General features: G+C 60.9%; 14 protein-coding genes. 7 read left to right on the top strand and 7 right to left on the bottom strand.

Annotated features, from left to right (window positions below; translation table 11 throughout):
• Nucleotides 1–104: 104 nt before the first annotated feature.
• The 4 genes from tapB to ACB032_RS09925 all read right to left on the bottom strand — a co-directional run bounded on the left by tapB (nt 105) and on the right by ACB032_RS09925 (nt 3,902).
• On the bottom strand, nt 105–1,811 hold the full coding sequence (gene tapB, locus ACB032_RS09910) for a PilB family type IVa pilus assembly ATPase TapB (RefSeq protein WP_029302067.1): 1,707 nt from the start codon (nt 1,809–1,811) through the stop codon (nt 105–107).
• 3 nt (nt 1,812–1,814) lie between these two features.
• Nucleotides 1,815–2,246 (bottom strand): prepilin-type N-terminal cleavage/methylation domain-containing protein, encoded by a 432-nt coding sequence (locus ACB032_RS09915; RefSeq protein ID WP_324013619.1) that lies wholly within the window; start codon nt 2,244–2,246, stop codon nt 1,815–1,817.
• 322 nt (nt 2,247–2,568) lie between these two features.
• On the bottom strand, nt 2,569–3,426 hold the full coding sequence (gene nadC, locus ACB032_RS09920) for a carboxylating nicotinate-nucleotide diphosphorylase (RefSeq protein WP_371137849.1): 858 nt from the start codon (nt 3,424–3,426) through the stop codon (nt 2,569–2,571).
• A gap of 5 nt (nt 3,427–3,431) precedes the next feature.
• Nucleotides 3,432–3,902: a TIGR02281 family clan AA aspartic protease gene (locus ACB032_RS09925; RefSeq protein WP_024944772.1), complete on the bottom strand. Its 471-nt coding sequence runs from the start codon at nt 3,900–3,902 to the stop codon at nt 3,432–3,434.
• 146 nt (nt 3,903–4,048) lie between these two features.
• Here ACB032_RS09925 and ampD point away from each other — a divergent pair, with 146 nt between their 5' ends.
• The 5 genes from ampD to lpdA all read left to right on the top strand — a co-directional run bounded on the left by ampD (nt 4,049) and on the right by lpdA (nt 11,993).
• Nucleotides 4,049–4,621 carry a 1,6-anhydro-N-acetylmuramyl-L-alanine amidase AmpD gene (ampD, locus tag ACB032_RS09930; protein ID WP_371137850.1) on the top strand — a complete coding sequence of 191 codons (573 nt, stop codon included), beginning with the start codon at nt 4,049–4,051 and terminating at the stop codon, nt 4,619–4,621.
• Nucleotides 4,622–4,896: 275 nt separating this feature from the next.
• Nucleotides 4,897–5,661 (top strand): pyruvate dehydrogenase complex transcriptional repressor PdhR, encoded by a 765-nt coding sequence (pdhR, locus tag ACB032_RS09935; RefSeq protein ID WP_011707564.1) that lies wholly within the window; start codon nt 4,897–4,899, stop codon nt 5,659–5,661.
• Nucleotides 5,662–5,740: 79 nt separating this feature from the next.
• Nucleotides 5,741–8,401: a pyruvate dehydrogenase (acetyl-transferring), homodimeric type gene (gene aceE, locus ACB032_RS09940; protein WP_011707563.1), complete on the top strand. Its 2,661-nt coding sequence runs from the start codon at nt 5,741–5,743 to the stop codon at nt 8,399–8,401.
• A gap of 113 nt (nt 8,402–8,514) precedes the next feature.
• Nucleotides 8,515–10,416 (top strand): pyruvate dehydrogenase complex dihydrolipoyllysine-residue acetyltransferase, encoded by a 1,902-nt coding sequence (aceF, locus tag ACB032_RS09945; RefSeq protein ID WP_371137851.1) that lies wholly within the window; start codon nt 8,515–8,517, stop codon nt 10,414–10,416.
• A gap of 149 nt (nt 10,417–10,565) precedes the next feature.
• Nucleotides 10,566–11,993, top strand: coding sequence for a dihydrolipoyl dehydrogenase (lpdA, locus tag ACB032_RS09950; protein ID WP_017409445.1), 1,428 nt, complete (start codon nt 10,566–10,568; stop codon nt 11,991–11,993).
• A 67-nt stretch (nt 11,994–12,060) separates the two neighbouring features.
• On the opposite strand, the gene ACB032_RS09955 is transcribed toward lpdA, so the two are convergent.
• From ACB032_RS09955 to ACB032_RS09965, 3 genes are all read right to left on the bottom strand, one after another.
• On the bottom strand, nt 12,061–12,243 hold the full coding sequence (locus ACB032_RS09955) for a hypothetical protein (RefSeq protein WP_011707560.1): 183 nt from the start codon (nt 12,241–12,243) through the stop codon (nt 12,061–12,063).
• A gap of 143 nt (nt 12,244–12,386) precedes the next feature.
• On the bottom strand, nt 12,387–14,033 hold the full coding sequence (locus ACB032_RS09960; protein ID WP_029304719.1) for a methyl-accepting chemotaxis protein: 1,647 nt from the start codon (nt 14,031–14,033) through the stop codon (nt 12,387–12,389).
• Between the two features lie 133 nt (nt 14,034–14,166).
• The gene (locus ACB032_RS09965) at nt 14,167–16,074 is read right to left on the bottom strand and encodes a methyl-accepting chemotaxis protein (RefSeq protein WP_371137852.1); all 1,908 of its coding nucleotides are present in this window, start codon (nt 16,072–16,074) and stop codon (nt 14,167–14,169) included.
• 237 nt (nt 16,075–16,311) lie between these two features.
• On the opposite strand from ACB032_RS09965, the gene ACB032_RS09970 reads away from it, so the two are divergent.
• Together ACB032_RS09970 and acnB are read left to right on the top strand one after the other, a co-directional pair.
• Nucleotides 16,312–18,570 carry a patatin-like phospholipase family protein gene (locus tag ACB032_RS09970; RefSeq protein ID WP_371137853.1) on the top strand — a complete coding sequence of 753 codons (2,259 nt, stop codon included), beginning with the start codon at nt 16,312–16,314 and terminating at the stop codon, nt 18,568–18,570.
• A 228-nt stretch (nt 18,571–18,798) separates the two neighbouring features.
• A complete protein-coding gene (gene acnB, locus ACB032_RS09975; protein ID WP_029302077.1) occupies nt 18,799–21,396 on the top strand; it encodes a bifunctional aconitate hydratase 2/2-methylisocitrate dehydratase in 2,598 nt (865 codons plus the stop codon).
• The last annotated feature ends 107 nt before the right edge of the window (nt 21,397–21,503 follow it).

A 21,503-nucleotide genomic window follows, 5' to 3' on the forward strand; every position in this document is an offset into this window, starting at 1 on the left:
GCAATGGGGCTCGAGTTGCTCGTCATGAGGAGAAGCAGCCTCGGCCTGATGGAAATCGCCAGGGCCGGCGGCACCTGGATGAATCGGCTGAGCGAAAGACTCTGTCAGTTGGTTGTTACCCGGTTTATCTCCGCCAGACTGGTCACCCCCAGGCGGGCCTTCTCAAGGCCGGAGGTGCGCAAGGTACGCATCCCTTCCTTCTGGGCAATGGCGGCAATTTGCAGAGAGTTGGCCCCTTGCATGATCAATTTTGCGATGTTTTCAGACATTAGCATGATTTCGTAGATGCCGACCCGGCCCTTGTACCCACCTGAACACTCTTTGCAGCCAACCGGTTTGAACAGCCGCAAGCCTGCGGCCAGCTGCTGCTGGGTAAAACCCAGCTCAAGCAGCTCAGCCTCTGGCACCACTTCGGGAGCTTTGCAGTGATCGCACAGTTTGCGCGCCAGCCGCTGAGCCATGATCAGGGTGACCGAGGAGGCGATATTGAAGGCGGGCACCCCCATGTTCATCATCCGGGTCAGCGTTTCTGCCGCCGAGTTGGTGTGCAGGGTGGATAGCACCAGGTGGCCGGTTTGGGCGGCCTTGATGGCAATTTCGGCGGTTTCCAGATCCCGGATTTCCCCCACCATGACCACATCGGGGTCTTGGCGCAAGAAAGAGCGCAGGGCGCTCGCGAAGGTCAGTCCTGCCTTGGGATTGACCTGCACCTGGTTGACACCGGGCAGGTTGATCTCCACCGGATCTTCGGCGGTGGAGATATTGACCTCGGTGGTATTGAGAATATTGAGGCCGGTATAGAGTGAAACCGTCTTGCCCGAACCGGTAGGGCCGGTCACCAGGATCATGCCTTGCGGCTTCGAGAGGGCTCGCAGATATTGCGCCTTCTGGCGATCGTCGAAACCGAGCTGCTCGATATTGAGGCGTGCGGCGGAGGAGTCGAGCAGACGGATAACGATCTTTTCGCCCCACATGGTGGGCAGGGTATTGACCCGCATATCCATCGACTTGTTGCGCGACAGCTTGAGTTTGATGCGACCATCTTGGGGTAGTCGCCGCTCGGCGATGTCGAGCCGTGCCATCACCTTGAGGCGAGCCGAGAAGCGGTTGGCCAGATTGACTGGCGGAGTCGCTATTTCATGCAGGATCCCGTCTATCCGAAAGCGGATGCGATATTTGGTCTCATAGGGTTCGAAGTGAAGGTCGGAGGCTCCGCGCTTGATGGCATCCATCATGATTTTGTTGATGTATTTGACGATGGGTGCGTCGTCGTCGGCCGTATTGACGCTCTCGTCGAGTCGCGATCCCTCATCTGACACTTCCAGCTCGGAAATCTCGGACTCGTCGATGTCCTCCATGCCGAGGGCATCCTGATCGCTCTCCATCAGCTTGCCGATGGCCGTGGTGAGCTTGTTTTCCTCGACCAGCAGCGCCTCGGTATGCAACCCGAAGCTGAAGCCAAAATCCTCCAGTGCAGACACATTGGTCGGGTCTGACATGGCGATATAGAGGGTGTGGCCCTGGGTATAGATGGGTAGGACGTGATGTTTTTCAATCAGCTTCTGATTGAGGTATTTCTGCGGGATCTCGGCCAGGTCGAAGGCGGCAAGATCCAGCAGAGGTACCCCATACTCCAGCTCGCAGAAGTCAGCCAGTGCCTTGCTGTCGAGGATTTCGTTTTCGATCAGAAAGGTCACAAAAGGTTTACGCTGGGCCTTGGCTTGACTCAGGTAGCGTTGTGAGTCGGACTCACTGAGTAGGGAAGAGGCGGCCAGGCTTAATGCCAGGCCGCTATTGGGGCTAGAGGTCATGCGTTAGCAAAGACCATCAGTTCTGCAAGAACCAGATATTTGCCAGATTATATTGGAACCTGCAGAGGGAACGACACCGCCTGATACCGCGAGAACATAGGTAGTTGCTTGACCGAAAACAGCTGACTGTCCTGTACCTGTGATGGCTAATGTTGTAGTGCTAACTCCAACTGTATTCACAATAGCCGTATTGAAGGCACCACTAACAGCGGCATTGCCCGCAGCGGCACAATCGGATGCGAGACTGGAGCCTGTATAGCCTTGTACGCAGACTTCAACTGCTGTTTTAGCTGGGCCAACAGCGGCGATCACTTCTGAGAATTTAGCCCTTTTGGTATAGGTCTGATACGCCGGCAGCGCGATGGCGGCCAAGATGGCGACGATCGCGACCACGATCATCAATTCGATAAGGGTAAAGCCTGATTGTTTCTTCATTTCAAATATCCTTTTTGTCCTTGGTTCCTGGGAAGTGCCGGTGGAAAACTATCCACACGTCAGTATCTTATCCGAGCTGTTTGACTTGGCAACAGAGGCCGGGGTCTTTGTTAACAATCTTTCTGTCATTTGCGAAAATTTTGATATAAATCATGGATGAAGAGTCCCTATCGACTCTTTTTTACTGGCGGGGATGGGTCCATCTCACACTCCTTTGCCGAGGGATCCTGCCTTAAAGAAAAGGCGCCCGTGGCGCCTTTTGCAAGTCCTTCATCTTGTTATATGTCAGCGACAAGACGGGGGCATGATGATGCCTCTGCGGCTAGATGAATCGCATGGAGAGATCCAGGGCGCGGACATGCTTGGTCAGGGCGCCGACTGAGATAAAATCGACGCCGGTGGCGGCATAGTCCGCCAGGGTATCCAGCGTGACATTGCCAGATACTTCCAGCTTGGCCCGGCTCTGATTGAGGGCAACTGCCTCGCGCATCATGGGAATGTCGAAGTTATCCAGCATCACTATGTCGGCGCTGGCAGCCAAGGCCTGCTCCAGCTCGACCAGGGATTCGACTTCTACCTCTACCGGTTTACCCGGGTTGAGACGGCGGGCTTCGTTGATTGCTTCAGCGATGCCGCCACAGGCGAGAATGTGGTTCTCCTTGATGAGGTAAGCGTCGAACAGGCCGATCCTGTGGTTCTTGCCGCCGCCGCAGGTGACTGCGTACTTCTGGGCGCTGCGCAGTCCCGGCAGGGTCTTGCGGGTATCGAGCAGCCGACAATCGGTATCTGCCAGCTCGGCCACGTAGCGAGCGGTAAGAGAGGCCACTCCGGAGAGGGTCTGCACGAAGTTGAGGGCATTGCGCTCACCGGTCAGCAACACACGGGCCGGGCCGTGCAGGCGAAACAGCTCCTGATTGGGGGAGAGCATTTCGCCATCTTGTACCAGCCATTCAACTCTGACTTCGCCACCAAGCTGGACAAACACCTCATCGACCCAGGGCTGGCCGCAAAATACGCCAGCCTCGCGGGTGATGACCCTGGCGCTGGCGAGGCGATCCGCCGGGATCAGCTGGGCCGTGATGTCGGCACCTGCATCCGGTTGATCCAACGGGGTGAGGGCATCGCCCAAGTCTTCGAGTAGTGCGGCGCGCACGGCGCGGCGGATGTCCTGTTGTAGCATGCCTTTTATTCCTGCAAAGGTCTGAGCAGCAACTGCCGCTCCTTTTGAACCAGCTCCAGCCGGCCGAGGGCGTTCATGCCTACCAGCACCTCGTCGCCAGCCGCTGCCGGATTGATGAAGATGGCCAGATCGTACAAGGTCAGTGGTCCCATCGCCAGCGTTTCGATGGTGCCGTTGCCGACCCGGATAAAGCCGGCTGCCGTATTGACCTGGCTGCTGCCGCGGGCGGTCAGGCCAAGCCGCTCGGCGACCTGTTGTGGCACGGTAATGCGGGTCGCACCGGTATCGAGCAGCAGTTGCACCGGCTGACCGTTGATGGCACCCTCCAGACGATAGTGGCCGCTGGCATCGGCCTTGAGCAGCAGGTCGCCGCTGGCGGTCACCGACGGTTGTTCGCGGGCATGAAAATAGAGGGTCAGCAATCCCATCAGGGAGAGCCAGGCCAGCAACCAGAAGCGGCGTGCCATCGGGTGCATATCCTTTCCTGAGTCAGCGGAAGATGGCCCAGCCTATCACAGTTGCCCGCTGTCATGAGGTGACTGCGATGAGCCTGAGAGGTGGATCGCCTTGTTGCCCGTCCAGTGTTGCCAGATGCGCCATCCCATTGCAGAGCGAGTAGACAATGACTCAGCCTAAAATAGTTTTTTCCATTGATTCAGACGGTTGGTGTGAGCAAGCCCGCAAGGTGCCGTCACCGCACCACAACGAGCGGGCCACCCCGAGCGATATCTCCCTGCTGGTGGTGCATGGCATCAGCCTGCCGCCTGGCGAGTTTGGCGGTCCCTTCATCGATGATCTTTTCCTTGGGCGGCTCGATCCCGACGCTCACCCCTATTTTGCCGGTATCCATCAGCTGCGGGTCTCGGCACATTGCCTGATCCGGCGCGACGGTGAGCTGGTGCAGTATGTGCCGTTTGGTGCCAGAGCCTGGCATGCGGGAATATCGAGCTGGCAGGGGCGAGAGGCGTGCAACGACTTTTCCATCGGGATCGAGCTGGAAGGGACCGATGTGCAGCCCTACACGGATGCACAATACGAGGCATTGGTCGGGCTCAGCCGAACCTTGTCCAGCCATTATCCCGCCATTACGGCGGATCGTATCGTCGGCCATTGCGACATAGCACCGGGGCGCAAGACTGATCCGGGTGACAGTTTCGAATGGCTTCGCTACCGTCAGGCGCTCAACTTTAAGTAATTATTCCAAAAATAAGTTTGTGTTTTTAAAACAATGGCTTGCCTTTATAGCAGGCCATTTTTGTTGGCTGTTGATCAAATGTTGCCTGTGAGCGATGTCAAAAATATTGGTCTGACCAATTTCTATGAGCTAAATCATAAATCCCTCTCTTTACCCCTTAAGTGGCAAGGTTGATTCTTGATTCAGATCATCTTTTGGGTGGACTTTTCCCATGCCCTCTGCTAATTTTCGCCCCATTCATGAAATTGGTAATACCAATTTAACAAAGCAGCCTCATGCCCTATCTCAAGATTACTCAACCCAAGTTGGCCGACGCCATTGTCGCCGAGCTGGAACAGATGATTCTGGAAGGCAGTTTGCAGCCGGGCCAGAAGTTGCCGCCCGAGCGGGAACTGGCCATCCAGTTTCAGGTGTCGCGCCCCTCGCTGCGCGAAGCCATCCAGCGCCTCGAGGCAAGAGGACTCTTGTATCGTCGTCAGGGCGGCGGCACTTACGTACAAAACGCCTTGAGCAAAGGGATCGCCGATCCCCTGTTCGAGCTGCTCAGCACCCACCCGGAAGCCCAGTATGACCTGCTGGAGTTTCGCCACGCACTGGAAGGCATCTGCGCCTACTATGCTGCGTTACGGGGTACGGACGCCGATTTCGAGCGCATCCGTCAGGTGCAGTCCGCCATCGAGGAGGCCGGCCAGCAGGGCTCGCTGGTCAGCGAATCTGCTGCCGTCACCCAGTTCTATCTGGCGGTGGCCGAGGCGTCCCACAACGTGGTGCTGCTGCATCTGCTGCGGGCCATGGGCCCGATGCTTGAGCAGAACATTTTACGCAATAACGAAATTCTGAATCGCCGTCCGGGAGTGGTCGCCAAGATCCGTCGCCATCGCGCGCATCTGATCGAGGCTATCCTGTCGGGGGCTCCGGAGCGGGCCAGGGCAGCTTGTCATGAGCACCTGGCCTTTATCGAGGACACCTTGTTGGATATGCAGAGGGAAGACAGCCGGATCCAGCGATCCATGCGTCGGATCCGTCAGCAGGAAAACTAATCCCACAAGGCTTTATTGTCGAATGCTTGCGCCCTTCGCCGTGCAATGCCGTGCAATCACAACAAAATAGGAACCAGCCATGTCTGATATCCTGAAGAACGATGTGGACCCGATAGAAACGCTGGAGTGGCTTGCCTCTCTGGAATCCCTGCTGCGTGAAGAGGGTCCCCAACGCGCTCAGTTCATCCTTGAACAGTTGGCCGAGAAAGCCCGCGCAAGCGGTGTTGACGTGGCTGCCAAGGCAAACCGCGATTACATCAACACCATCCCGTCCAGCGAAGAGCCGGACTACCCGGGCGACCTGGAGATGGAGCGCCGCATTCGCGCCATCATCCGCTGGAACGCCATGATGATCGTGTTGCGCGCTTCCAAGAAAGACCTGGACCTGGGTGGTCACATGTCTTCCTTCGCTTCTTCCGCGACCATCTACGAAGTCTGCTACAACCACTTCTTCCGCGCTCGCAGCGAGAAGGACGGTGGCGACCTGGTCTACTTCCAGGGTCACATCTCCCCGGGCATCTATGCCCGTGCCTTCGCCGAAGGTCGTCTGACCGAAGAGCAGCTGGACAACTTCCGTCAGGAAGTGGATGGCAAGGGTATCCCTTCCTACCCGCACCCGAAATTGATGCCGGACTTCTGGCAGTTCCCGACCGTCTCCATGGGTCTGGGCCCCATCGCCGCCATCTATCAGGCTCGCTTCCTGAAGTACCTGACCGACCGTGGCATCAAGGATTGCTCCGAGCAGACTGTTTACGCCTTCCTGGGTGACGGCGAGATGGACGAGCCGGAAGCCAAGGGCGCCCTGACCGTTGCCGTGCGTGAAAAGCTCGACAACCTGGTGTTCGTGGTCAACTGCAACCTGCAGCGTCTGGATGGTCCGGTTGTCGGCAACGGCAAGGTCATCAACGAGCTGGAAGGCCTGTTCTCCGGCGCCGGCTGGGATGTCACCAAGGTGATCTGGGGTCGCAAGTGGGATGAGCTGCTGAAGAAAGACACGTCCGGCAAGCTGATCCAGCTGATGAACGAGACCGTGGACGGTGACTACCAGACCATGAAGTCCCGCGATGGCGGCTACGTGCGCGAGCACTTCTTCAACCGTTACCCGGAAACCGCCGCGCTGGTCAAAGACATGACCGACGAGGAGATCTTCGCCCTGAACCGCGGTGGTCACGATCCTCGCAAACTGTTCGCCGCCTTCTCCAAGGCTGCAGCGACCAAGGGCAAGCCGACCGTGATCCTGGCCAAGACCATCAAGGGTTACGGCATGGGTGAAGCGGCCGAAGGCAAGAACATCGCGCACCAGGTCAAGAAGATGGATCTGGGCTCCGTGCGTCACCTGCGCGATCGTTTCAACCTGCCGGTCACCGACGAGCAGTTGGAAACCCTGCCGTACCTGAAGATCGAAGAGGGTACCGAAGAGCACAAGTACCTGCACGCCCGCCGTGCCGCGCTGAAGGGCTATGTACCGACCCGTCTGCGTGAGAGCACCACCAAGCTGGAAATCCCGGCGCTGGATGCTTTCGGTCCGCTGCTGGGTGAGCAGGCGCGCGAAATCTCCACCACCATGGCGTTCGTGCGTTCCCTGAACGTGATGCTGAAAGACAAGTCCATCGGCAAGCGCATCGTCCCGATCCTGGCTGACGAAGCCCGTACCTTCGGTATGGAAGGTCTGTTCCGCCAGATCGGTATCTACAGCCCGCACGGTCAGCAGTACACCCCGCAAGACCGCGACATCGTCTCCTACTACAAGGAAGACAAGCAGGGTCAGGTTCTGCAAGACGGCATCAACGAGCTGGGCGCCATGTCCTCCTGGCTGGCTGCTGCGACCTCTTACAGCACCAACGATTGCCCGATGATCCCGTTCTACATCTACTACTCCATGTTCGGCTTCCAGCGGATCGGCGACATGGCGTGGGCAGCCGGTGACCAGCAAGCCCGTGGCTTCCTGCTGGGTGCGACCTCCGGTCGTACTACCCTGAACGGCGAAGGTCTGCAGCACGAAGATGGTCACAGCCACATCCTGGCCAACACCATCCCGAACTGCGTCTCCTACGACCCGTCCTACGCCTATGAAGTAGCGGTGATCGTACAGGATGGTCTGCGTCGCATGTACGGTGAGAAGCCGGAGAACGTCTTCTACTACATCACCACCCTGAACGAGAACTACGCCATGCCGGCCATGCCGGAAGGCGCCGAGGAAGGCATCCGCAAGGGTATCTACAAGCTGGAAACCGTGGCCGGCACCAAGGCCAAGGTACAGCTGCTGGGTTGTGGCTCCATCCTGGGTCACGTGCGCACCGCCGCCCAGATCCTGGCCAGCGAGTACGGCATCGGCTCCGACGTGTTCAGCGTCACTTCCTTCAACGAGCTGGCTCGTGACGGTCAGGACGCGGATCGCTGGAACATGCTGCACCCGAACGCCGATGCTCGCGTACCGTACATCGCTCAGGTACTGGGTTCCGAAGCCACCATCGCCGCGACCGACTACATGAAGTCCTTCGCCGATCAGGTGCGTGCCTTCGTACCGACCGAGAACTACCGCGTGCTGGGTACCGACGGTTACGGCCGTTCCGACAGCCGTGCCAACCTGCGTCGTCACTTCGAAGTGAACGAATTCTACGTGGTGGTTGCTGCCCTGACCGAACTGGCCAAGCGCGGCGAGGTAGACAAGCAGGTTGTGGCTGACGCCATCGCCAAGTACGGCATCGATGCCGACAAGGTCAACCCGCTGTACGCGTAAGAGGATCAAGTGTCGTGCCGGGACTCGCTGCCCGGCACGGCCTTGCAAAGGTTAACGCGAGAGACGCGTGACAGCAGTCGGTCACGCGGATGCACGCAAGAGGATAAAGCACAATGTCCAAACAGATTATGGTGCCGGATATCGGCGCCGATGAAGTTGAAGTCACCGAGATCATGGTGGCCGTGGGTGACAAGGTCGAACTCGATCAGTCCATCATCGCGGTAGAAGGCGACAAGGCCTCCATGGAAGTACCGGCCCCGTCCGCCGGTATCGTCAAAGAGATCCTGATCAAGGTGGGTGACAAGGTTGCCACCGGTTCCCAGATCATGATCTTCGAAGCCGAAGGTGCTGCCGCACCTGCGCCGGTCCAGGCCGCTGCCCCGGTTGCAGCCGCACCGGTCGCCGCCCCTGCTGCTGCCGCTCGCAAAGACGTGCACGTGCCGGACATCGGTGACGACGAAGTGGACGTGACCGAGATCATGGTTGCCGTGGGCGACATGGTTGAAGCCGACCAGTCCATCATCGCCGTGGAAGGTGACAAGGCCTCCATGGAAGTACCGGCACCGTTCGCGGGCCGTGTGGTCGAGATCAAGGTCGCCGCTGGCGCCAAGGTCTCTACCGGTTCCCTGGTGATGGTCTTTGAAGTGGCTGGCGCCGCTCCTGCCGTTGCTGCTGCACCGGCCCAGGCTGCCGCTCCCGTGGCTGCTGCCCCGGTTGCCGCCGCTGCCAAAGAGGTCAATGTACCGGATATCGGTGGCGACGAAGTCGAAGTCACCGAGATCATGGTCGCCGTGGGTGACAAGGTTGAAGCCGACCAGTCCCTGATCGCCGTGGAAGGTGACAAGGCCTCCATGGAAGTGCCTGCGCCGTTCGCCGGTGTGGTCAAAGAGATCAAGGTGAAGGCGGGTGACAAGGTCTCCACCGGTTCCCTGATCATGGTATTCGAAGTGGCTGGTGCCGCTCCGGCCGCCGCAGCTGCCCCGGTTGCTCAGGTTGCCGCCCCGGTCGCCGCTGCCCCTGTTGCCGCTGCTCCGGCTCCGGTTGCCCAGGCTGCTGCCGCCTCCGACTTCGTTGCCAACGATGCCTACGTACACGCCTCTCCGGCCGTGCGCCGTCTGGCTCGTGAGTTCGGTGTCAACCTGGCCAAGGTGAAAGCCTCCGGTCGCAAGGGCCGCATTGTCAAAGAAGACGTGCAAGCCTACGTGAAGGATGCGGTCAAGCGCGCCGAGTCCGCTCCGGCTGCAGGTCAAGGCACTGGCAATGGCAACGGCATGAGTGTGCTGGCGTGGCCGAAGGTCGATTTCAGCAAGTTCGGTGATGTGGAAGAGGTCGATCTGACCCGGATCCAGAAGATCTCCGGTCCGAACCTGCACCGCAACTGGGTCATGATCCCCCATGTCACCCAGTTCGACGAAGCTGATACCACCGAGCTGGAAGCGTTCCGCAAAGAGCAGAACGCGATGCTCGAGAAGCAGAAGGCTGACGTGAAGATCACCCCGCTGGTGTTCATCCTGAAAGCCGCTGCCAAGGCGCTGGAAGCCCATCCGCGCTTCTGCAGCTCCCTGTCCGAAGATGGCAGCAAGCTGATCATGAAGAAGTACATCCACATCGGTGTGGCGGTGGATACCCCCAACGGCCTGGTTGTGCCCGTGGTGCGCGACGTCAACAAGAAGGGCATCATGGAGCTGTCTCGCGATCTGGCCGAGATCTCCAAGAAGGCCCGTGCCGGCAAGCTGACCGCTGCCGACATGCAGGGCGGTTGCTTCACCATCTCCAGCCTGGGTGGCATCGGCGGTACCAGCTTTACCCCGATCGTCAACGCGCCGGAAGTGGCCATCCTCGGTGTCTCCAAGTCCGAGATGAAGCCGAAGTGGAACGGCAAAGAGTTCGCACCGCGCCTGATGCTGCCGCTGGCCCTGAGCTACGACCACCGCGTCATCGATGGTGCCGATGGAGCCCGCTTCATCACCACCATGAACGGCGTACTGTCCGACATCCGTCGACTGGTCCTGTAAGTGAGAGGGCGGGCCCAGAGCCTGCCCTTTTTACTTCTCATTTCGTTAACAGGATTGTAAACTTGCCCCGTTTTTTTCACGGCTGCAGCCGCCTCGTTCTGGTTTAAGACTGCGCTGTCCGGGGATATAAGAACGACAAAGAGGTCATGATGAGTAAAGAAATCAAAACCCAGGTCGTAGTACTGGGTGCTGGCCCTGCCGGTTATTCCGCTGCCTTCCGTGCAGCCGATCTGGGTCTGGATACTATTATCGTCGAGCGTTACTCCACCCTGGGTGGCGTCTGTCTGAACGTGGGTTGCATCCCGTCCAAGGCGCTGCTGCACGTCGCCAAAGTCATTGAAGAAGCCAAGGCGCTGGCCGAGCACGGCATCGTCTTCGGTGCCCCGCAGACCGACATCGACAAGATCCGTCTGTGGAAAGAGAAAGTCATCAACCAGCTGACCGGCGGTCTGGCTGGCATGGCCAAGATGCGTAAAGTACAGGTTGTTAACGGCTTCGGTAAGTTTACCGGCCCGAACACCTTGGAAGTAGAAGGTGCCGACGGCAAGACCACCGTGACCTTCGACAACGCCATCATCGCTGCCGGTTCCCGTCCGGTGAAGCTGCCGTTCATCCCGCATGACGACCCGCGCGTATGGGACTCTACCGATGCGCTGGAGCTGACTACCGTTCCTGGCAAGCTGCTGGTTATCGGTGGTGGCATCATCGGCCTGGAGATGGGTACCGTGTACTCCTCCCTGGGTTCCGAGATCGACGTGGTGGAATTTGCCGACCAGCTGGTACCGGCTGCCGACAAAGACATCGTCAAGATCTACACCAAGCGCGTGGCCAAGAAGTTCAACATCATGCTGGAGACCAAGGTCACCGCAGTTGAAGCCCGTGAAGACGGCCTGTACGTCTCCTACGAAGGCAAGCACGCCCCGGCCGAGCCGGTTCGTTACGACAACGTGCTGGTTGCCGTAGGTCGTGTGCCGAACGGCAAGATGCTGGATGCCGAGAAGGCCGGCGTTGCCGTGACCGAGCGCGGTTTCATCGAAGTGGACAAGCAGCTGCGTACCAACGTGGCTCACATCCACGCCATCGGTGACATCGTGGGTCAGCCGATGCTGGCTCACAAGGGTGTGCACGAAGGCCACGTGGCTGCCGAAGTCATCGCCGGCAAGAAGCACTACTTCGACCCGAAAGTGATCCCGTCCATCGCCTACACCGAGCCAGAGATGGCCTGGGTTGGTCTGACCGAGAAGGAAGCCAAGCAACAAGGGCTGAACTTCGAAGTCGCCACCTTCCCGTGGGCGGCTTCCGGTCGCGCCATCGCGTCCGACTGCTCCGACGGCATGACCAAGCTGATCTTCGACAAGGAGAGCGGCCGCGTCATCGGTGGTGCCATCGTGGGTACCAACGGCGGTGAACTGCTGGGTGAAATCGGTCTGGCCATCGAGATGGGTGCGGATGCCGAAGACATCGCGCTGACCATCCACGCTCACCCGACTCTGCACGAGTCCGTGGGCCTGGCAGCCGAAGTGTTCGAAGGCTCCATCACCGACCTGCCGAACGCCAAGGCCAAGAAGAAGAAGTAATTCGCTTCTGCCTGTAAAAAAGCCGCTCAATCGAGCGGCTTTTTGTTTTTCAGCGTCTGCTGGCGGTTTAGCAGCGCCCTTTCTTGGCCTGCCCAGGTGGACAGAAGGTACCGTAGCCCCCCCGATCCCCGTCGCTGACCCGGATCCGGGTATCGTCCACGCTCACGTCGGCGCCGTGCACCCGCACCGGCCCGCTGCTGCAGGCGCTGAGCAGACCGCTCAGCAAGATCATCACTACCAGCTTGCCCATAACACCTCCTCTCATTTTCCTGATTATGGGGCATTTTCAGAGGCGGGTGGCGGCGGCGCAAAGCCCCTGCGTCACGGCCTGCCGTGGTGGCGACAGAGGGCGCCGCAGCGCCCTCTGACAAGTTGTGTCGAGGCAGCCAAAGGCTACAGGCGGAAGTGGCCGACCAGCTTGTCCAGCTCGCCGGAGAGCTGCTGCAGGCCGCGACTGGCATCGGTCAGCTGGTGGGCAATGTCGGCGGTCTCCATGGTGAGCTGGTTGATGTCTTCCACGTTGCGGTTGAGTTCGCCCACCACGCTCGACTGCTCTTCGGTGGCGGTGGCGACCTGGATGTTCATGTCGTTGATCTGGGTGATGTGGGCGGTGATCTGGCCGAGCGCGCCGTTGGCCTCGTCGGCCTGGGTCACGACGGCCAAGCTCTGGCTGCGGCCCTGGGTCATGGCACTGACGGCGCGGGCACTCTGCTCCTGCAACCGGTTGATCATGCCCTGGATCTCGGCGGTGGAGGCGGCGGAGCGGTTGGCGAGGTTGCGCACTTCGTCGGCCACCACGGCGAAGCCGCGACCCTGCTCACCGGCGCGGGCCGCCTCGATGGCGGCGTTGAGTGCCAGCAGGTTGGTCTGCTCCGAGATGCTGCGGATGGTTTCCAGAATGCTGCCGATGGAGTCGGTCTGGGTCGCCAGTGACTCGATCACCCCGGCGACCTGTGCAATCTCGTCGGAGAGACCGACGATGCCGTGGCGCGCCTGGGCGACCACGCCGGCACCCGCATCCGCCTGCTCGTTGGCCTGTCTCGCCACTTCTGCGGCGAGGGAGGCGTTGCCGGCGATCTCGGTGACGGTGGCACCCATCTGGTGGATGGCGGTGGCCACCTGCACGGTGCGATCGCGCTGGGCGGTACAGTTCTGCTGGGTCAGCTGGGCTTTGGCGGCCACCTCGTCGGCCGTGGCGGCCAGTTGGTGGGAGTTGCGGGCCACCTGCTCGATGGCGCTGTGGATCTTGCTGACGAAGTGATTGAAGCTCACCGTGATCTCCGCCAGCTCGTCATTGCCGTTCAGCTGGGCACGGGAATCCAGCGCCAGGTGTTCGGCGGCATAGCCGATGTACTGCTGCAGGAAGCCGACCCGGCGCTTGAGGTTCATCAGGATGAGTACTGAGACCAGCAGCGAGATGAGGATGGCGCCGGTGATGATGCTGATCATCTGCAGCCGCCCGCTGGCATAGCTCTGTTCACCGAGCTGATGGCGCTGCTGGGCCTGCTGGATCAGGCCGTCGAGCAGGGCGTTGGCATCCTTGCGCATGGTGCCGTAGGTGACGGTATAGCGATCCCGATAGATGCCCCTTGCCGCTTCCATATCCCCCTGTTCCAGCGCCTGCAACATGGGAGCCAGCTCGTTGCTCGCCATTCCCTCGAACTGGCTGAGCAGCTGCTGGGCATTGGCTTTGGCGGCGGGGTCGGTCTGGGCGGTGACGGCCTGTTGCATGGCCTGACGCATCTCGGGAATGTCCTCCTCCCGGCTCTCCTTGACCCTGGTGATCACCCCCTTCGCATCCTTGAGAGAGGTATCCTGCAGCAGCATCATGTCGATGCCGACCCGCATGCGGGGAATGCGCGAGACCACCTCCGCCATGGCGCGCATGGGGGTGGCGGTGTTCTGGTAAAGCTCGGTGGATTGTTGCTGGATGGTGCCCATGCTCTTGAGGCTGGCACCGCCCACCAGCAGCAGGGCGAGACAGGGCACGGTGACAGCCAGGATCAGCTGCAATTTGAGCGTCAGTTTACCTTCTAGCATGGGTTTTCCTCGCTGATCATGACGATGTGAATTATCAGAGTATAAATCGACGGATTTGGCGCCAACTTGAGTTTTTGTTAACAAACGACCAACAAAAAGGGGCGCCATAGCGCCCCTTATGATGTCAGAAGTCTTAGAGCCGGAAGTTGCCGACCAGCTTGTCCAGTTCGCCGGAGAGGTGCTGCAGGCTGCGGCTCGACTCGGTCAGCTGGTGGGCGATGTCGGCGGTCTCCATGGTGAGCTGGTTGATGTCTTCCACGTTGCGGTTGATCTCACCCACCACGCTCGACTGCTCCTCGGTGGCGGTGGCGACCTGGATGATCATGTCGCTGATCTGGGTGATGTGGGCGGTGATCTGGCCGAGGGCGCCGTTGGCCTCGTCGGCCTGGGTCACCACTTCCAGACTCTGGTTGCGGCCCTGGGCCATGGCGCTGACGGCGCGGGCGCTCTGTTCCTGCAGCCGGTTGATCATGCCCTGGATCTCGGCGGTGGAGGCGGCGGAGCGGCTGGCGAGATTGCGCACCTCGTCGGCCACCACCGCGAAGCCACGCCCTTGCTCCCCGGCGCGGGCGGCCTCGATGGCGGCGTTGAGCGCCAGCAGGTTGGTCTGCTCCGAGATGCTGCGGATGGTGTCGAGGATGCTACCGATGGAGTCGGTCTGGCTGGCCAGCGACTCGATGACCCCGGCCACCTGTTCAATCTCGCCGGAGAGGCCGACGATGCCGTGACGGGCCTGGGCGACCACCAGGGCGCCGGCGTCGGCCTGTTCGTTGGCCTGCTTGGCCACATCGGCCGCCAGCGAGGCATTGCCGGCGATTTCGCTCACGGTGGCGCCCATCTCGTGGATGGCGGTGGCCACCTGCACGGTGCGATCGCGCTGGGCGGTACAGTTGTGCTGGGTCAGCTGGGCCTTGGCGGCCACTTCGTTGGCGGTGGCGGCGAGCTGGCGGGAGTTGCTCGCCACCTGCTCGATGGAGCCGTGGATCTTGGCGACGAAGTTGTTGAAGCCGGTGGCCACCTGGGCCAGTTCATCCCGCCCCTCCACCTTGAGACGCTGGGTCAGATCGCCGTCACCGCTGCCGAGTTCGCGGAACAGGCGGGCCAGCTGGTTGAGCGGGCGGCTGACCGAGCCGGCCAGCAGCATGCCGAGCAGCCCCATGCCGGCGGCGATGGCCAGGCTCACCAGCAGGATATGCAGGCGGGCCCGGTCCAGCTCGGCATAGATCTCCGCTTCCGGCACCTGAGCCACCAGATACCAGTCGAGCAGCGGGATATAGCTGCTGGCCAGCACCACCGGCTGACCGTCGATCTCGGCGTGGGTGGCGGCAAAGGGCTGCTTGTTCAGCAGGTTGCCGCTGCCGCTTGCCAGCTGGGTCAGGCTGTCACGGTCGATGCGGCTGGCGTCTGGGTGCAGTTTCACCTTGCCGCTGCCGTCGGTCATGAACACGAAGCCGCTGTCGCCGATGCGGAAGTTGGCGAGCATGCTGACCATGCTGTCGAGGGACTTGGCGAGGCCGGCGAGGCCGCGGCCATTGAGCTGCTGGAAGTTGACGAACAGCTTCACCTCGCCGTTGCTCTCGCGAAAGATGCTGAGCATCAGGTCTTGCTGGCTCTTGGTGTAGCCGTAGAACCAGGCATCCTGCTCCGGGGTGAGGTTGCGCAGGAAGCCATCCTGGTTGTAGTAGGCAGCGCTCTGGCGATCGGCGAAAGAGGCGGTGACCAGCCCGTACTGGGCTGCCATGTCCTTGAGCTGGTCGATCAGGATCGACTCCTGCTCCTTGGGCATGCCGCGGGCCACCCAGTCCAGCACGAAGCGATCGTTGGCCAGCTGTCTGGCGGCGCCGGCGACCGAGGTGAGATCCTTCTCGATCTCCTTGCCGATGCGCTGGGTCAGGTTGGGCAGCTCCTGCTCGAACATGCGGCTTTCGATCAGCTGCTGCGCCGAGCGCTGGCTGAAGTAGCCTACCAGCAGGCAGGAGAGCACCACGGCCAGGGTGACCGTGGCCAGGATTTTCTGTTTGAGTGTCAGGCTTGCAAGCATAGGAGTGACTCGGGTGTGTGAACACGGGATTGAGGACATATTAGCGGCAGCCCGGCGTCACCCTTGATAGGCCGACCCACTTTATTGACGGATTACGTTTGCGCTCACATCGCCGCATGGGCGGCCAGCGTCGCAATGCGTGCCGATATCCCCTGCCAATTGTTGCGGTTCGCCGGCCGCCCCTTATAGTAGGCTTCACTGCCTAGCTGGCTCGCCCTGGATTCAATGGAAAATCATATGCGCATCTTTCGTCGAGGATGGAACCCCCTGTTCCTGATATTGCTGGCCTGTCTGCCGCTGATGGCGGCGGCCCAGTCCGAGCGGCCCAAAATTGCCCTGGTGCTCAGCGGCGGCGGCGCCAAGGGGGCGGCCCACATCGGCATCCTCAAGGTGCTGGAAGAGAAGCGCATCCCGGTCGACATCATAGTGGGCACCAGCATGGGTTCCTACGTGGCGGGCATGTACGCCATGGGGCTCAGCGCTGAAGAGGTGGAGCGCATCACCCTGGCCATCGACTGGAACAAGGGCTATCAGGACAAGGTGGGGCGTGACGAGCTCTCCCTGCGCAAGAAGCAGCAGAGCGAGCAGTATCAGCTGCGTACCGACATCGGCGTCAATGGCGACTCGGTCCAGTTCCCCGACGGCTTCTTCCAGGGCCAGTCCATGGCCAGCCTGCTGCGCCACGCCACCTCCAACCTGCCGGTGCAGAAGAGCTTCGACGATCTGCCCATTCCCTACCGCGCCATGGCCACCGACATGGAGACGGTGACCCCCTTCGTGCTGGACCACGGCAGCCTCGCCAAGGCGATGCAGGCGTCCATGTCCATTCCCGGCGCCCTCAAGCCGGTGGAGTGGGAGGGTCACATCCTGGCCGATGGCGGCACCGTCAACAACATGCCGGTGGACGTGGCCAAGGCGATGGGGGCCGACGTGGTGATCGCGGTGGACATCAGCGCCAAGCTGCGCACCCGCGAGTCCTTGAAGTCGGGGCTGGCCATGATCGATCAGCTCACCACCTACATGACCCAGGTCGGCACCGAGAAACAGAAGGCGCTGATGGGGCCCAGGGATGTATTGCTGACGCCTGAGTTCGGCAACATGGGCATCGCCGACTTCGCCCTGATGCCGGAGGGGATCAAGCTCGGGGAGCAGGTGGCCAACCGCGCCTCGGCCCAGCTCGATGCGCTCTCCCTCTCGCCTGCCGCCTATGCCGCCTATCGCAACCAGAAGCTGAGCCGGCGCGCCGAGCGCAGCGGCCAGCCCGCCTACTACATCGACAAGGTGGAGATCATCAACAAGTCCCGTCTCTCCGACGAGACGGTGCGCGCCATGCTGAAGGTGCGGCCCGACAAGATCCAGACCAACGAGAGCCTGGAGGCGGGCATTCGCCGGCTCTATGCGCTGGAGTCGTTCGATCGCATCACCTACGAGGTGGAGGAGCGGGGCGGCGAGAACGTGCTGGTGGTCAACGCCAGCGAGAAGAACTGGGGGCCGGGCTACCTCAACTTCCAGTTTGGCTTCTCCGATGACTTCGAGAGCAGCTCCAACTACAACGTGGGCATGTCCTACACCCTCACCAACGTCAACGACTGGGGGGCCGAGTGGCTGACCGAGGCATCACTCGGTACCGCCAAGCACTTCAAGACCGACTTCTACACCCCGCTGGAGCCCTCCCAGACCTTTTTCGGCGAGGCGAGCCTGGCCTACGACAAGACCCAGCGTCGTATCTTCATCCCCGAGGAGACGCGGGCGGCGAATGAGGTGAGCTATGTCGACTCCGAGTACAACTTCACCAACGTCGATCTGGCGGTGGGCTGGAATCGCCAGCCCTGGAGCCGCCTCTCGCTCGGGCTGGAGGGGAAGGTGGGCGACATCGACGTGCGCAACGTGGCGGATGCCAAGGTGGATGCCTCCTCCTGGGGCCCCTATGTCCGCTTCGAGCACGATACCCTCGACAGCCGCTACTTCCCCTATCAGGGCGCCTACTGGGACATCAAGGGGGGGTACTCCTCCGTCCGGCTGGATGACAACGACACGCTCAACGAGCGCTATGAGGGGCTCAACTACCACCTGGCGATGGTCAAGCCCTGGTCCTGGGACAGGCACAGCCTCAACCTGTTGCTGGAGGGCGGGGGCTCCACCTCCCAGGAAGAGCTGCCGCTGTTCGTGCAGGATCTGGGCGGGTTGTTCCGCATGTCCGGCTTCCAGCGCTATCAGCTGAGCGGCCGCTACAGCCTGTTTGGCGGGCTGCGCTACATCTACCGGGTGGCGGACAACGACTTCGGTGCGCTGCGGGCGCCGCTCTATCTGGGCGGCTCCCTCGAGCAGGGCGGGGTGTGGGACAAGGGGGAAGACATCAGCATGGAGAGCTCCTTCACTGCCGGCTCCGTCTACGTGGGGGTGGAGAGCTTCCTCGGCCCCATCTTCCTCGGCTACGGCATGGCGGAGGGGGGCAACGACATGTTCTATCTGCAATTGGGCAGCACATTCGAATAACGGCCAAATGATGCCTTTTTGTTAACTTATTTCTGGTGTGCCATTTATCTGTTTGTAAAACACCAGCAACTTTAGATGGTTATGTTGTTTTGATGAATATCTGTACAGGCTTTGGATTTTAATTAGTCGTTAAAACTTATATAGTGGGGGGCACCCTACGGGTGTCCCGCAAGGACGATCGCCGCGAGCGTGGGCGAACCCCAAAAAAAGACCAAAGAGGAATTAGTCGTGCTTGAAACATACCGTAAACACGTCGCAGAACGTGCCGCCGAAGGCGTGGTTGCCAAACCTCTGGACGCAGAGCAGGTCGCCGCCCTGGTTGAGCTGCTCAAGAACCCGCCCGCTGGCGAACAAGACTTTCTGAAAGAGCTGTTGTCCTCCCGTATTCCCCCTGGTGTTGATGAAGCGGCCTATGTCAAAGCCGGCTTCCTCACCGCCGTCGCCAAGGGCGAAGCCCACTCTCCCATCCTGAGCGCTGCCGAAGCCGTCGAGCTGCTGGGCACCATGCAGGGTGGTTACAACATTCAGCCGCTGATCGACTTGCTGGACCACGCGACCCTGGCTCCTCTTGCCGCCAAGGGCCTCTCCCATACCCTGCTGATGTTCGACTCCTTCCACGACGTGGAAGAGAAGGCCAAGGCGGGCAATGCCCACGCCAAGCAGGTGATGCAATCCTGGGCCGACGCCGAGTGGTTCCTCTCCCGCCCTGAACTGGCCGAGAAGATCACCGTCACCGTGTTCAAGGTAACCGGCGAAACCAACACCGACGATCTGTCGCCGGCGCCGGACGCCTGGTCCCGCCCGGACATTCCGCTGCACGCGCTGGCCATGCTGAAGAACGCCCGTCCCGGCATCACCCCGGACAAGGATGGCGTCATCGGCCCGATCAAGACCATCGATGCGCTGAAAGAGAAAGGTTTCCCGCTGGCTTACGTGGGTGACGTGGTCGGTACCGGTTCTTCCCGCAAATCCGCCACCAACTCGGTGCTCTGGTTCATGGGCGACGACATTCCGCACGTGCCGAACAAGCGCGCCGGCGGTGTCTGCCTCGGCGGCAAGATTGCCCCGATCTTCTTCAACACCATGGAAGATGCCGGCGCTCTGCCCATCGAAGTGGACGTCTCCAAGCTGGAGATGGGCGATGTGATCGACATCTACCCGTTTGCCGGCAAGATCTGCAAGCACGGCACCGACCAGGTGCTGGCGCAGTTTGAACTGAAAACCGACGTGCTGATCGACGAAGTGCGCGCCGGTGGCCGTATTCCGCTGATCATCGGTCGCGGCCTGACCGACAAGGCCCGCGAAGCGCTGGGTCTGCCGTTCTCCACCGTGTTCCGTCGCCCGCAGCCGGTGGCCGATACCGGCAAAGGCTTCACCCTGGCCCAGAAGATGGTGGGCAAGGCATGCGGCGTGCAGGGCATTCGCCCCGGCACCTACTGCGAGCCCAAGATGACCACGGTCGGCTCCCAGGACACCACTGGCCCGATGACCCGCGACGAGCTCAAAGACCTGGCCTGCCTCGGTTTCTCCGCCGATCTGACCATGCAGTCCTTCTGCCACACCGCGGCCTATCCCAAGCCCATCGATGTACAGACCCACCACACCCTGCCGGACTTCATCATGAACCGCGGCGGTGTCTCCCTGCGTCCGGGCGACGGCGTCATCCACTCCTGGCTGAACCGCATGCTGCTGCCGGATACCGTGGGTACCGGTGGTGACTCCCACACCCGTTTCCCCATCGGCATCTCCTTCCCGGCGGGCTCTGGTTTGGTGGCCTTCGCCGCCGCCACTGGCGTGATGCCGCTGGACATGCCGGAATCCGTGCTGGTGCGCTTCAAGGGCGAGCTGCAGCCGGGCATCACCTTGCGTGACCTGGTCCATGCCATCCCCTACGCCGCCATCCAGAAAGGGCTGCTGACCGTCGAGAAAGCGGGCAAGAAGAACATCTTCTCCGGCCGCATCCTCGAGATCGAAGGTCTGCCGACCCTGAAGGTGGAGCAGGCGTTCGAGCTGGCGGACGCCAGCGCCGAGCGTTCCGCCGCTGGTTGCACCATCAAGCTGGATAAAGAGCCGATCATCGAGTATCTGAAGTCCAACATCGTGATGCTGAAATGGATGCTGTCCGAAGGCTACGGCGACGTACGCACCATCACCCGCCGCATCAAGGGGATGGAAGAGTGGCTGGCCAACCCGGTGCTGATGGAAGCGGACAAGGATGCCGAGTACGCCGAAATCATCGAGATCGATCTGGCCACCATCAAGGAGCCGATCCTGTGCGCGCCGAACGATCCGGACGATGCCCGCCTGCTGAGCGACGTGGCTGGTGACCAGATCGACGAGGTGTTCATCGGTTCCTGCATGACCAACATCGGCCACTTCCGCGCCGCCGGCAAACTGCTCGAGAAGTATCAGGGCGAGCTGCCGACCCGCATGTGGATCGCCCCGCCCACCAAGATGGACAAGGATCAGCTGACCGAAGAGGGCTACTACGGCATCTTCGGCCGGGTTGGTGCCCGCATCGAGATCCCGGGCTGCTCCCTGTGCATGGGCAACCAGGCGCGGGTAGCGGAAGGGGCCTCCGTGGTCTCCACTTCCACCCGCAACTTCCCGAACCGTCTGGGCAAGGGTGCCAACGTCTATCTGGCCTCTGCCGAGCTGGCTGCGGTTGCCGCCATCATCGGCAAGATCCCGACGGTGGCCGAGTACCTGCAGTACGCCAAGACCCTGGACGCCACTGCGGCCGACACCTATCGCTACCTCAACTTCAACGAGATCGCCTCCTACACTAAGAAGGCCGATGCGGTGATCCTGCAGCAAGCGGTATAAGGGTCGGCGTCGCCATGGCGCTCCCGTGTTGATGCAAAGCCCCGGCCCGTGCCGGGGCTTTTGTTTGCATTCTCATCAACTGCTTGTTTTTTGCTCTCATTAGGGCC

The sequence above is a fragment of the Aeromonas sp. S5(2024) genome (assembly GCF_041403025.1).
Lineage (GTDB): Bacteria > Pseudomonadota > Gammaproteobacteria > Enterobacterales > Aeromonadaceae > Aeromonas > Aeromonas hydrophila.